At 46.7% G+C, this 14,002-nt stretch carries 10 protein-coding genes; 7 read left to right on the top strand and 3 right to left on the bottom strand.

The features are described from left to right. Window positions 1–254 precede the first annotated feature (254 nt). From rimP to rpsO, 6 genes are all read left to right on the top strand, one after another. A complete protein-coding gene (gene rimP, locus ACXAGX_RS13495) occupies window positions 255–713 on the top strand; it encodes a ribosome maturation factor RimP (protein WP_070125249.1) in 459 nt (152 codons plus the stop codon). A 47-nt stretch (window positions 714–760) separates the two neighbouring features. Further along, window positions 761–2,263 (top strand): transcription termination factor NusA, encoded by a 1,503-nt coding sequence (gene nusA / locus ACXAGX_RS13490; RefSeq protein WP_070125248.1) that lies wholly within the window; start codon window positions 761–763, stop codon window positions 2,261–2,263. A 16-nt stretch (window positions 2,264–2,279) separates the two neighbouring features. Beyond that, a complete protein-coding gene (gene infB, locus ACXAGX_RS13485; RefSeq protein WP_474819610.1) occupies window positions 2,280–4,895 on the top strand; it encodes a translation initiation factor IF-2 in 2,616 nt (871 codons plus the stop codon). A gap of 83 nt (window positions 4,896–4,978) precedes the next feature. Continuing rightward, window positions 4,979–5,377 (top strand): 30S ribosome-binding factor RbfA, encoded by a 399-nt coding sequence (gene rbfA, locus ACXAGX_RS13480; protein ID WP_474819613.1) that lies wholly within the window; start codon window positions 4,979–4,981, stop codon window positions 5,375–5,377. Next, the gene (truB, locus tag ACXAGX_RS13475; protein ID WP_474838938.1) at window positions 5,377–6,357 is read left to right on the top strand and encodes a tRNA pseudouridine(55) synthase TruB; all 981 of its coding nucleotides are present in this window, start codon (window positions 5,377–5,379) and stop codon (window positions 6,355–6,357) included. Before rbfA ends, truB begins: the two co-directional genes overlap by 1 nt. Window positions 6,358–6,460: 103 nt before the next feature. Next, entirely contained in the window at window positions 6,461–6,730 is a 270-nt protein-coding gene (gene rpsO / locus ACXAGX_RS13470) for a 30S ribosomal protein S15 (protein WP_070125244.1), read from the top strand. Between the two features lie 138 nt (window positions 6,731–6,868). Here the strand turns inward: rpsO and ACXAGX_RS13465 are convergent, their stop codons facing one another. Continuing rightward, window positions 6,869–7,684 carry a hypothetical protein gene (locus ACXAGX_RS13465; RefSeq protein ID WP_474838936.1) on the bottom strand — a complete coding sequence of 272 codons (816 nt, stop codon included), beginning with the start codon at window positions 7,682–7,684 and terminating at the stop codon, window positions 6,869–6,871. A 163-nt stretch (window positions 7,685–7,847) separates the two neighbouring features. Beyond that, window positions 7,848–9,401 carry a GNAT family N-acetyltransferase gene (locus ACXAGX_RS13460; RefSeq protein WP_474838934.1) on the bottom strand — a complete coding sequence of 518 codons (1,554 nt, stop codon included), beginning with the start codon at window positions 9,399–9,401 and terminating at the stop codon, window positions 7,848–7,850. 174 nt (window positions 9,402–9,575) lie between these two features. On the opposite strand from ACXAGX_RS13460, the gene ACXAGX_RS13455 reads away from it, so the two are divergent. Then, window positions 9,576–10,235 carry a 2OG-Fe(II) oxygenase gene (locus ACXAGX_RS13455; RefSeq protein WP_474839129.1) on the top strand — a complete coding sequence of 220 codons (660 nt, stop codon included), beginning with the start codon at window positions 9,576–9,578 and terminating at the stop codon, window positions 10,233–10,235. Here the strand turns inward: ACXAGX_RS13455 and ACXAGX_RS13450 are convergent. Beyond that, entirely contained in the window at window positions 10,216–13,956 is a 3,741-nt protein-coding gene (locus ACXAGX_RS13450) for a PAS domain S-box protein (protein ID WP_474838932.1), read from the bottom strand. The genes ACXAGX_RS13455 and ACXAGX_RS13450 overlap by 20 nt on opposite strands. Window positions 13,957–14,002 lie beyond the last annotated feature (46 nt).

Genomic DNA, 14,002 nt, shown 5'->3' with positions numbered 1-14,002 from the left:
AGTTAGTCAGCGGGCTTACCGGAAACGCAGTTTAGCGGTATACGCCTAACTAAATTTGCAAACTTTTCTACAATTATAACGTAGTTAAACCTGTATCGTTTGCAACTGCCGTTGGCAGACAGGGTTCAGATTCATGCAAAAAGCCCCGCTGGTCCGGGGCTTTTTGTTGTTTTTAAACTGATTTGTTGAGTAAAGATAACAGACAAATCAGGTAGTTGGGCTTTATGCCCTTTTTTCGTTTTTGGAGGTAAGGATTGGCAAAGCTTGAAGATAAACTGACCGAGATGCTTGAGCCGGGTGTAGAAGCACTGGGTTATGAATTAGTGGGCGTTGAATTTGTACGTGCCGGAAAACATTCTATTCTGCGCGTTTTCATTGATCACGAAAATGGCATAACTGTAGACGATTGTGCCGAAGTCAGTTACCAGGCAAGTGCAATTCTTGATGTTGAAGACCCCATCAATACGGAATACAACCTGGAAATTTCTTCTCCGGGTATGGATCGCCCGCTGTTCAAAGAGAAGCATTATGAACAGTCTCTCGGTGAAGTTGTTCAGGTACGTCTAACGGTACCTATGAACGACCGACGTAATTTCAAAGGAAAGTTGTTGTCATGTGAGAATGGCATGATCAACGTAGAAGTGGATGGCCAGCAGTTCCAGTTAGCTGTGGCGAATATCGAAAAAGCAAACATTGTTCCCACATTTGACTAATGGAACAGCACCCGCTTTCGGCGTAAGAAAGCATCAGTGAGGCGAAAATGAATAAAGAAATTTTGTTAGTGGCAGAAGCCGTTTCAAATGAAAAACAAGTGCCTAGAGAAAAGATCTTTGAAGCACTGGAATACGCAATCGCTAGCGCGACCAAAAAGAAAAATGAAGGCGAGATCGAAGTGCGCGTGAGCATCAACCGTACTAGCGGTGATTTCGATACGTTCCGCCGTTGGTTGGTTGTTGCTGATGACCATGAGCAGGAAAACCCTTACGCGGAAATGTCGCTGTCTGCCGCACAGGTTGACGATCCTGACGCACAGCTGGGCGATTACGTAGAAGAACAGATTGAATCTATTAAATTCGACCGTATTACTACGCAAACCGCAAAACAGGTCATCGTACAGAAAGTACGTGAAGCCGAGCGTGCGCAAATGGTTGCTGAATACGAAGACAAAGTCGGTGAACTGGTAACCGGTACCGTTAAGAAAGTAAACCGTGACAACATCATCATCGACCTAGGAAACAACGCTGAAGGTGTTATTTACCGTGACGATATGCTGCCTCGCGAGACCTTCCGTCCGGGTGACCGTGTTCGCGGCCTGCTTTATGTGATTCGTCCAGAAGCACGTGGCGCACAGCTGTTTATTAGCCGTACGCACCCTGACATGCTGGTTGAACTGTTCCGTCTGGAAGTACCAGAAATTGCGGAAGAGACACTGGAAATTAAATCTGCGGCTCGCGATCCGGGTTCACGTGCGAAAATCGCCGTGAAGACAAACGATAAACGTCTCGACCCTGTTGGTGCTTGCGTAGGTATGCGTGGCTCGCGTGTACAGGCGGTATCGGGTGAACTGGGTGGCGAGCGTGTTGATATCGTGTTGTGGGATGAAAACCCAGCTCAGTTCGTTATCAATGCAATGGCACCGGCTGAAGTTGCCTCTATTGTCGTTGACGAAGACAGCCACATGATGGACGTTGCCGTTGAGCAAGACAACTTAGCGCAAGCGATTGGCCGAAGCGGTCAGAACGTACGATTAGCCAGTCAACTTACCGGTTGGGATCTGAACGTCATGACAGTGGCAGATCTGAACAAGAAGCACGAAGAAGAAACTGCAAAAGTGCTTCAGGTTTTCGTTGAAGGTCTCGACATCGACGAAGATTTTGCAGAATTACTGGCTAGCGAAGGTTTCAGCACACTGGAAGAAGTGGCGTATGTACCTGTTAGCGAATTACTGGCCGTTGATGGCCTTGATGAAGACACCGTTGAAGAACTGCGAAACCGCGCACGTGCCGCGCTGACTACCCGTGCTCTTGCTAATGAAGAAACACTGGAAGGTGCCGAGCCAACAGAAGCGTTGTTGAACCTTGACGGTATGAACAAAAACATTGCCTATATCCTTGCTAGCCGTGGAATTACTGACCTTGAAGAGCTGGCTGAGCAGGGAACAGATGATATCAGTGATATCGAAGGACTGACCGAAGAAGACGCCGGAAAATTGATTATGGCGGCACGGAATATCGTCTGGTTTGGTGAAGAAGAAGGTCAATAAGGGGAAAAATACTAAGATGGCAGAAGTATCTATTGAAAAGCTCGCCAGCGACATTGGAACAACCGTTGACCGACTGGTAACCCAGTTTAAAGATGCCGGTATCACTAAAGCTGTAAACGACTCAGTAACAGAAGACGAGAAGCGTCAGCTTCTTGATCACCTGAGTAAGCAGCACGGTAATGCAGCAGCGGGTGAACCAACGCGCATGACATTGCAGCGTAAAACCACGAGCACTCTGAGTGTTGGTAAATCTAAATCTGTAAAAGTTGAAGTGCGTAAAAAGCGCACCTACGTGAAACGTAGTGAAGTTGACGAGCAGAAAGCCGCGGAAGAAGAGGCACGTTTAGAAGCTGAACGTGCTCGTCTGGAAGCAGAACAGAAAGCGGCTGAAGAAGCTGCAGCAGAAGCGGCCCGTAAGGTTGCTGAAGAAAAAGCACGTGTAGAAGCTGAAGCGAAGAAAAAAGCGGAAGAAGAGCGTGCTCGTAAGGCTGCTGAAGAGAAAGCGCGTAAAGAATCTGCACAGGAAGAACCTGAACTAAGCCCAGAAGAACGAGCTGCTCAGGAAGAAGCCCGTAAAGAAGAAGAGCGCCTGCGTAAGCAGCAAGAAGAAGAAGCTAAGAAGAAGCTTGAAGAAGAAGCCAAGCGTGCCGCTGAAGAAGCGCGCAAGCTGGCAGAAGAAAACGAGCGTCGCTGGAAGGAAGAGGAAGAACGTCGTAAGCGCGATGAGGCTGCCGAAGTTCACATGCACTCTAACCGATATGCACAGGAAGCTGAAGACGAAGAAGATATGCAGGTAGAGCGTTCTTCGCGACGTCGTAAGAAGTCCAGAAAAAACGCGGGAGAGCATTTGAAGCAAGGTTTCAACAAACCAGCACAACCTGTAGAGCGCATTGTTAAATTGGGTGCCACTATCACCGTAGGTGAATTGGCAAACCGTTTGGCAGTGAAGTCTAACGAAGTTATCAAGACCATGATGAAAATGGGCGAAATGGCCACCATCAACCAGGTTCTTGATCAAGACACAGCCACACTTGTGATTGAAGAAATGGGTCACAAGTACGAACTGGTTAATGATAACGCCCTTGAAGATGAATTGATGGCAGATGCCAGCACGGGTGAGAAGATTACCCGCGCACCGGTTGTTACCATCATGGGTCACGTTGACCACGGTAAAACCTCACTGCTTGACTACATTCGACGCGCCAAAGTGGCTGCGGGTGAAGCGGGTGGTATTACCCAGCACATTGGTGCTTACAAAGTAGAAACCGATAACGGTGAAATCTGTTTCCTGGATACACCCGGACACGCCGCGTTTACCGCAATGCGTGCACGTGGTGCTACCGCGACAGATATCGTTATTCTGGTTGTTGCAGCAGATGATGGCGTAATGCCACAGACTAAAGAAGCGGTACAGCACGCGAAAGCGGCGGGCGTGCCTCTGATTGTTGCTGTTAACAAAATGGATAAAGAATCCGCTGATCCGGACCGTGTGAAAACCGAACTTTCACAGCTGGAAGTTATTTCTGAAGAGTGGGGCGGTGAGCACCAGTTCGTTAACGTATCGGCGAAAACCGGTATGGGCGTTGACGACCTGCTGGAAGCCATCAGCCTGCAGGCTGAAGTACTTGACCTGAAAGCTGTGCCAAATGGCCCAGGACGTGGTCTGGTTATCGAATCCCGTCTGGATAAAGGTCGTGGTCCGATTGCTTCTGTACTGGTTCAGGAAGGTGAAGTTAAGTCTGGTGACATTCTGCTTTGTGGTGAAGAATACGGTCGTGTTCGTGCCATGCGTGACGAAAACGGTATCGAGCTGAAAGTGGCTGGTCCTTCTACACCTGTAGAGGTACTGGGTCTGTCAGGTGTTCCTGTAGCCGGTGAAGATGCTGTTGTGGTACAAGACGAGCGTAAAGCCCGTGAAGTTGCTGGTAAGCGTCATCAGAAGAAACGTGAACTGAAACTGGCCCGTCAGCAGAAAGCGAAATTGGAAAACATGTTTGCGAACATGGAAGCCGGTGACGTGAGCGAACTGAACATTGTTCTGAAAGCGGACGTACAAGGTTCTGTGGAAGCGATTTCAGAATCACTGCTGAAACTGTCTACTGCTGAAGTAAAAGTAAACATTGTGGGTAGTGGTGTAGGTGGTATCACCGAAACTGACGCCACCCTGGCGGCAGCGTCAGGCGCGATTATTCTTGGCTTCAACGTACGTGCCGATGCAACTGCACGCCGCGTGATTGAAGGTGAAGAAATTGACCTGCGTTACTACAGCGTTATCTATAACCTGATTGACGAAGTGAAAGCGGCAATGAGCGGAATGCTTGCTCCTGAATTCCGTCAAGAAATCATTGGTCTGGCTGAAGTTCGTGACGTGTTTAAGTCACCGAAACTGGGCGCGATCGCTGGTTGTATGGTTACCGAAGGTAACGTGAAGCGCAGCAACCCAATCCGTGTACTTCGTGATAACGTTGTTATCTATGAAGGAGAACTCGAATCACTGCGTCGCTTTAAAGACGACGTACAAGAAGTTCGTAACGGCATGGAATGTGGTATCGGCGTTAAGAACTATAATGACGTTAAAGTTGGCGACCAAATCGAGGTCTTCGAAGTCATCGAGGTTGCCCGTCAAATTTAGTCCTGTTAAGGCATATTGATTAAAGCGGGGGCAGCAGCCCCCGTTTTTGTCCGTATCGTATTTTCAGGCATGAGGAGTCGAATATGGCACGGGAATTTTCTCGTACAGACAGAGTGGCGCAACAGGTTCACAAAGAAGTTGCCAGCATTCTGCAAAATGAATATAAACATCGTGTGGGCGAAATGCCTCTTATCACCGTGGCAGACGTTGAAGTATCACGCGATCTGGCGCACGCCAAAATCTTCATCTCTATTTATGGTGCTGAGGAAGAAGAGGCGAAAGCGCACACCAAACAGCTGGAAGAATTAAAAGGTTTCGTGCGTTCACTGCTGGCTAAACGTTTGCGTATGCGCAGCGTACCGCATCTGCATTTCTTCCGCGATGAGTCGCTGACCGAAGGTATTCGTATCTCTAATCTGGTTTCTGAAACCATTGCGAAAGATGAAGCGAAAAGCAAACAGCGGGATGAAGAGCAGGATTAATGGGCAGACGTCGTAAAGGCCGCAGTATCAATGGCGTATTGCTGTTGAATAAGCCATTGGGCGGTTCATCTAATCAGATCTTGCAAAAGGTGCGCTGGTGTTACAAAGCGGCGAAAGCCGGTCATACTGGTGCATTAGATCCTCTTGCCAGCGGTATGTTGCCCATTTGCCTGGGCGAAGCCACCAAGTTTTCGCAGTTCTTGCTGGATGCCGATAAAACCTATGAAGTGACCATGCACCTTGGCGTGCGAACGACTACCTCTGATGCCGATGGCGAAGTAGTGGAAGAGAAGCCGGTGAATGTGTCTGAACAGCAGGTACGCCATGCCTGTCTAAGTTTTCTTGGTCAAAGCAAGCAAATCCCTTCCATGTTCTCTGCGCTGAAGCACCAGGGTAAACCGCTGTATCACTATGCCCGTCAGGGAATAACCGTAGAGCGTGAAGCCCGTGATATCACCATCTTTGAGCTGGAAATAACCCGTATGGCGTTGCCAGAAGTGGATATGCGTGTGCGCTGCTCCAAAGGGACGTACATCCGTTCACTGGTCGATGATATTGGTCAGCAGCTTGCCTGTGGAGGATATGTAACGCGCTTGCATCGCACCGAAGTTGCCGATTATCCCACCGACAGAATGGTTAGCCTTGATGACGTCATCGCTATTCAAGAAAGCCTCGAAGAAGACAACTTTGATAAGCTGGATTGCCTGCTATTGCCAATGGATACCGCGGTGTTGTCGCTACCAGCTATTTATCTGGATAACGAGCAGTATCAACGGTTCGAGCATGGTCAAAGTGTATGCGGTAAAACGGACAGTGCGTTAGAGGTCGGCGTGCAATATCGCGTTTACATGGAAAAAGCCGACGGGAACGTGTTCTTAGGCGTCGGTGAAGGGGTATTAACGCCTAAAGACCAGCCCAGAGCTAACGCTGGTGAGATTTTTGTGTCTCCCCGACGCCGCGTGGTCTACGAGGCGGTCTGAGTCTGAATTTACTTGCGAATTATAGCGTCATCGTTATAATACGCGCTCTCATAATTTCGCTGAATTAGTGATCGGCGGAATTTAATCCAATTAGGAGAAAATTATGTCACTAACTAAAGAAGAAACAGCACAAATCGTTGCTGACTATGGCGTTAAAGAAGGTGATACTGGTTCACCTGAAGTACAAGTAGCTCTGTTGACTCACAACATCAACAAACTGCAAGGTCACTTCTCTGGTCATAAGAAAGATCACCACTCACGTCGTGGTCTGCTGCGCATGGTTAGCCAGCGTCGTAAACTGCTTGACTACCTGAAAGGTAAGAACGCAGAACGTTATCTTGATTTGATCAAGCGTTTGGGTCTGCGTCGCTAAGACAAAGTTTCAAACGAAAAAAGCGCCTCCGGGCGCTTTTTTTGTGTCTGCTGATTGGGAAGCAATACTTATCTTGCAGCAAAGAATAAAAAAGGCAACCCGAAGGTTGCCTGATAAGCCTATGCAATATTACGGTTTTTACTGACCCTGAGGCACATTTGGTGTTGTGGCACCTGGTTGGCTCACCACCACCTTGGTCGCAATATCGCGAATTTCATTTTCCATACTGGTTAATCGGCTAGCTAAGCTGGCGTTACGATTTTCCAACACGGAGATTTTATCGGTAAGATTTTTCACTGTTTGCTGTTGAGATGATTTGTCACTGGTGGCTTGTTCAAGCTGCAAATTCAATGCAAGAATTTCATCTGCAATGCCGCTTAATTGATTGTTCAGCGACGCAAGTTTGGTCTGCTCGGCGGTGACATCTTCAGTCACTGTGGTAATTGATTTCTTCAGGCTGTTTTCAGTGGCGTTGAGTTTGTCGCCCAAATCAGTAATTTCTTTCTGATTACGACGCCAGGCCGACGCCCAAAGTTTGTCCATTTGATCCCACAACTCTTCAGATTTATCGGAAAGTTCGCCTACCTTCACCTGCAGCGCAACGGTTGATTCACCCATTTCTTCGCCTGTCGCAGATAACTTACGCTCAAGTTGTGCAATACGCGATTCAGCATCGGCAGCGACTTCTTTTTGTAATTGAAGTTGCTGGAATAAATAATAACAACCGCCAATACCAGCCAATGCAACGACAGCGACCAGTGCAATCCATAAGCCGTTATTGCCACCGCTCGTCTTCGCCGGCGCTGATGTAGATTTGCCTGAAGTACTCTTGGAATCGCTCATTGGCGCTTTAATCGTATGACTGGAAGGCTGTTTTTTATGCTGGTAGTCGCGACGATCTTCCTCGTCTAATCGGATAGTCGGAAAATCATCGTTTCTGGAATCGTTGGACATACTTACTCTTTTAGATAACTAAACTACTGGACTCAGGTACGTATTCAAAGAATGGTACTCTCTACCTCATACCAATACCATTCTCTGGCTCAAATAACAATAAACAACTGCATAGAGCGGGCCAGACATTGTCTTTTCCGCTCTTTTTGTTGGTTTATACGGGCTATTTGTCTCCGAGCCACTGTACCCGATACAAATCTCTACGTCGATCCAGATAGTTTCTTACCGAACCTTCGTTTTGCAGTTTGGTAAGCTTATCGAGGTCAAGATCGACAATTAGGGTCATTTCTGTGTTAGGCGTGGTCTCAGACACAATAGCATCGTGTGGGAACGAAAAATCTGACGGAGAGAACACCGCAGTTTGCCCATACTGGATGTCAACGTTATCCACTTTCGGTAAGTTACCCACACTACCGGCAATGGCCACGTAGCATTCGTTCTCAATGGCACGGGCTTGTGCGCATCGACGCACACGCAGGTAGCCATTTTTGGTATCGGTCCAGAACGGCACAAACAGGATTTGCATTTCTTGCTCAGATTGCAAACGGGCCAGTTCCGGGAATTCCACATCGTAACAAATCAAAATACCGATTTTGCCGAAGTCAGTATCGAACACATTGAGGTCGTTACCTCCTTTCATGATCCAATCTTTTTTCTCATGAGGCGTCGGGTGAATTTTGTATTGGCTGTCGATAGTCCCGTCGCGGCGACACATGTAGCTCACGTTATACAGTTCTTCGTCTTCTACAACCGGCATAGAACCCGCAATGATGGTGATATTGTAACTCAACGCCAAGTTCGAAATGGCATTAAGAATTTCTTCGGTATAGCTGGCGAGGTGCCAAATGGCATCGATTGATTCCTGCGATTCACTCAATCCCATGAGTGGTGCGTTGAAGAATTCAGGGAACAATGCCACATCACAGCCATAGTCGGATAGGGCATCAACGAAATATTCTACTTGTTGCAGCAGTTCTTCAACATTTTCAAAATAACGCATCTGCCATTGAATACAGCCGATACGGGCACTGGATTTCTTGCCGCCGAACAAGCGCGGTTTGCCTGGCTCGTAGTAAATGTTGTGCCACTGCAATAGGGTGGCGTAGCCGCGAGACGCTTCATCCTCGGGTAAATACGCTTTGAGGATCTGTTTTACTTCGAAGCCATTAGACAACTGGAAGGTGAGAATAGGATCATAAATGTCTTTAGACTTCACCGCTTCGATATATTCGTACGGCGTCATTTCATGACTATGCTTGCCGTAGTTAGGTATCCGGCCGCCGGCCATAATGGACTGCAGATTGAGATTTCTGCACAGTTCTTTCCGGGCTTCGTACAGGCGTCGTCCAAGGCGTAAACCGCGGTACTCAGGGCAAACAATTACTTCAACACCGTAAAGAACATCACCGTTTGGATCGTGGGTTGTCAGGTAGGCATCACCGGTGATTTCATCGTAGGTGTGTTTGTCATCAAACTGGTCGTAATCGACGATAACAGAAATAGCAAAAGCCACTACCTTGCCTTTATCTTCAATACAAATCTGTCCGTCTGGAAAGGTGGTAACTTGCGCCTTGTAGTTTTTAAACGGCCAGGCGCCACCTACATTCGCATAAACCTTATCCATCAACTCTTTAACGTCGTTGTAGTCGTCGAGGGTTAAGTTGCGTAGTTCAAGGTGGTGTTCTGTTTCTTCAATATGATTTGGGTCGTGACTCATTAATGTGCCTATATAACGGGGTTTTACTTCTGACAGTGTATACACAATGACAGAAAGAAAAGATCCTTTCTAGCTACCTGTCGACGACGGTCAAACATGATGCGAATAGTGATTGCGCAGATGGCGGTTTGGGCGTATAAAGCGGCCAGTTTTTTTCACACCAACAATTCATCAATGAGTGCACTTTTAGCAACCCATCTTCCCACCGACACGAGCTTGTTTGCTCGCATCGCAGACGACATTTACCAGCAAGGATTCAGTGTTCAGGAATATGCCTTACCAGAAAGCCTGGCCAATGGCCTGTGGGAATATAATCGGGCCATGTCGGAGAAGCAGTTTCAGCAGGCTGGCATTGGTCGTAAAGACGATTTTCAGGAAAATGATTTTGTGCGTCGAGACGAAATTTGTTGGATTGATGGCACCAGCGAAGCAGGGGCTGACTGGTTGCACTGGACCAGTGAGCTGAAAACGTTTTTGAATCGAAGATTGCTACTAGGCTTGTACTCTTTTGAAAGCCATTTCGCGATGTATCAGGAGGGCGCATTTTACAAGCGGCATCTTGATGCATTTAAGGGCCAGGCAAACCGCGTACTTTCATTGGTAACGTACCTCAACCGTGACTGGCAAGAAAGCGACGGCGGGCAATTGGTGATGTACATGAATGAGAATGACACCACCGGCATTAAAGTGCTACCGCGGTTTGGCACTGTGGTTGTGTTTCTAAGTGAGGAGTTCCCTCACGAAGTGTTACCCGCCAGCCGTTGTAGAAATTCGATTGCCGGCTGGTTTCGGGTGAATGGCACTATTGGCGATATTATAGATCCCCCTCAATAGCCATCAATTTGGTGGCTGTTTTATAGTCGAGGTTCATCACCGCGTTAATAATTAGGGTGCTGTTTTCTTGTCCATAAGTGGCTTCCAGTAAGCCCCGATAAGGTTCGATATCACTGAGTCTCAGGTACTGGTGGCTTTCAATTTTTTCAACCAGCTCATGCAAGCTTACGTTTTGCTGCACCGGCTCCGTTTTCAAATGGCGTTCGCAGATTTTCAGGGCCTTTCCAATATGGCGATAGACCAGGTTAAATTCATTCTCCAGTTCCCGGGTTGAAGGTAAATTGCCGGCAATCAGCAAGTGTTCAGCCTCTTTTACCAGTGTTTCTAAGCGTACGGCTCCTATCGACATCGACATGCCTTTCATCGTGTGCAGACGGCGTGCTAGGGTTTCTGTGTCGTCGGGGGCTGAAATTTCACGTTCAAAATCACTAAAATGCAGATGGAAGTTTTTGAGCAAACCTAGGTAGGTATGTACGTCGTTGCCCAATCGTCCGATTGCGACATCAAGGTCGAAACCAATAAGTGTTGTTGCCAGCCCACGAAGAAGCGCTTCATCATCGGCGGCTTGCTCTTCATCATGTGGTTTTTGAATGGGTAAAGGCGATCTTTTCTTACCCAGTACGCGTTCGAGCAACGCATATAAATCCTCACGCACAACGGGTTTAGCGATATGTCCGTCCATGCCAACAGCCGTCACTTTTTCTCTGTCTGCATCCATAACGGCGGCGGACATGGCATAAATCGGTACCGTCTTACCTACAGCCAATTGGCGAATTTTTTCTGCCGCGGTATAGCCGTCCATATTCGGCATCTGTAAGTCCATCAACACCAGATCGAATGGATGTTTTTGAAATACCGTGATGGCTTCGTAACCATCTTCGGCCACCTTCACATCCAGACCTACTGCACTGAGTAACTCAATGGCAACAAATTGGTTTGTCGGGTGATCTTCAACAACTAACACCGACGCGTTGTTAAAAATGGGCATGGTCGATTTCGAATGGGTAGCGTTTAACGTTTGTTGCCTTTCCTGCAGACTAATGACAGAAGCCTCGAGATCAGACAAGAAAAATGGCGTAAGCAGCCAGGCAGAAGCCGTGTTAAGAATAATCTCGCTGGCGTTTTGGTGGTAATAGCCCTCTGTACTCAAAAAAATGATACCGCACCTGATGTTCGCGGTAGAGTGGGTGAGTAATGTTTCTACTAGGCGGGTTTTATCGACGTCGGTGAGTATGGTGGTGTCGACTATCACGATATCCCAGGTTTCAACCCCACTGGGCTCGAGACGATTAAGGTTATTATCCAGCGTTACTGTAGCTCGCATCGACTCAAAAAATTGTATCATCAATTCGATTTCGGGCGACATACTGCCAATCAATAAAATATCTTGATCATCCAATTCGCCATCAACAGGGGATTTGAGCGTTTTATCTGTGGTGAGGGGCAATACGAGATTAAATTGGCTTCCTTGTTCCACAACGCTATCAACGGTTATCGAACCATTCAATAGCTTTGACAAGTGTTGCGATATGGCAAGGCCCAAGCCCGTACCACCGAATCGGCGGCCGATGGAGCCATCTGCCTGAGAAAATGATTGAAACAATGAATCCAATTTAGCTTCTTCTATACCAATGCCTGTGTCAGCAACGGTGAAAGCCACTTTGTGTGTGCCAGAAATAGTACTCTGTTGGCTGGAGACCGTAAGTGAAACTGTGCCTTTTTCGGTAAACTTGATTGCATTCCCTAACAGGTTATTCAGTATTTGTGCTATCCGTGGGGCGTCGCCTACAACGAATCGTGGTACCTCTCTATCAATATGGCATTCTGTTTTCAGACCTTTCTGGTTGGCCGTAGTTGAAAATAGATGAATGGAATTTGAGAGCATTTTATAGAGGTCGAAAGGTTCATTAACGATTTCAAATTTACCCGCTTCGAGTTTCGAGTAGTCGAGAATATCGTTCAGAATTTGCAGCAATGAGCGCGACGAAGACTGTACTTTTTTCAAATATTCACGCTGCTTATTACCCATTTCCATTTTTAGCACCATATCCGTTAATGCGATGACCGCATTCATTGGCGTGCGAATTTCATGACTCATATTGGCCAAAAACTCACTCTTGGAATGGTTAGCATTCTCTGCTTTGTCTTTCAAAGAGAGTAAATTTTCCTGCATTCTTTTTTGCGGCGTAATATCAAGAAAAGAGCCTATAAGTTGGGTCGGCTTGCCTTTATTGTCACGTTCGAAAATTAAATCCTGCGCCATCAGCCAAAGCCAATGGCCGTTAGCATGGCGTACACGATAGAAAAGGGTGAATGCGCTGTTTTCATCTTCCCCTTTCATCAAGTGGGAAAAATGATTAATCACTTTTGATTGGTCATCATGATGAATAATTGAACTGATGCCGGTATCCAGATTATTGATATCGTTCAGGCTGTAGCCAGTAATGGTTTTAAAACGGTCATTAACAAAACGGTTCTTTCTCGTTGCAATATCAAAAATATAAACGCCAGCAATAGACGCATTGATTGCTCTATGAATAATGTTTTCACGCTCAATCAAGCCATCTTCAAACTGTTTTTGTTCGGTAATGTCTTCAAACATAATGGCCAGCTTGCCAGCAGAGATATAGAACAAATAAAGTTGAAATTCGCTATGGGATACTCCCGACGTTTTGAAGGGGACTTTCAACGTTTGGCTCTTTTCTGCGCAAAAAAGTGCCATCTTCTCTTTAAGTTGCGTGTCGGCCAGGAACGGGTCATCAGCATGTGCCGAAAGCAGAGTGTCGGCCACTGGGTTTTGATGCACCAGGTGAAACGCATCACCGTTTTGTTGATAAATACACACGCCAAGGGGAATGTGGGCAAGCAGGTTTTCCGTTGTTGCGACGCTACTGGCTAATGCTTCCTGGTGCTGAATACGTTCACTGATATCCAAAAGCGAAACGTAAATTATCTCGGGATCATGTTGTGCTCGGGTTAAACGTATTTCCAGAGGGACCGACTTTCCACTTTTAGTTACCCCATTTACAATGCGGTTTCTGGCCATATCTCGGGTTATTTCATCGCTGTTGATGAACTGCGCCATAAGCGATGTGTGAATCGCTTTAAATTCTGGTGAAACAAGCAGGTTGACGTGCTGATTTTCCAATTCTGATTTTTCATAACCAAATATCTGGCAAACAGCTTTGTTGGCAACTGAAATGATACCATCGCCAGTGATCACCAAAATACCCACATGTGCACTGTCTGTGCTGTCACGCAAAACCCGTTCTTGTCGGGCTTTGTTTTCTTGTTGTAGAAGCTTAATTTTGGTTTGATTCGCTTCTTCAACACTTTTTTTCAGCTGATCGACGGTAGGTAATTGCAGAGCGGCCGGAATAGAACTATAAACTTTATAAGCAGTAAAGCATGAAACGATTGCTGTAATTAGTTTTAGTATGCCATGGAGCCCATAAGCGCCGTTCCAGATGATAAATATGCTGACAAAGTGGGTAATGCCGCAGAGGGCGATAAACAAGGAGAAAAGCAGGAACAAGCCTTTGAATTTGAGATCGGTTCTTCGCCTTACAAAGTAGTAAAGTGCTATGGGAATCGAAAAATAGGAAGTGGCGATAAGTAAGTCAGCAAGAACGTTTAACCAAAGGACTTCTGGGATCCATTGATAACAAACGCCATGAGGCATGTAATCGGTTCTAAGCAGGTTTTCCAGGGATGAAGACATAAAATTAATTTTTGTTTGCCATGTGTCTCATAATAGAAAGGTTTTT

Source organism: Alteromonas sp. ABV4_515 (assembly GCF_056160345.1).
The sequence above is the reverse complement of the archived record's forward strand: the minus strand, read 5'-3'. Positions and strand labels throughout refer to the sequence as shown.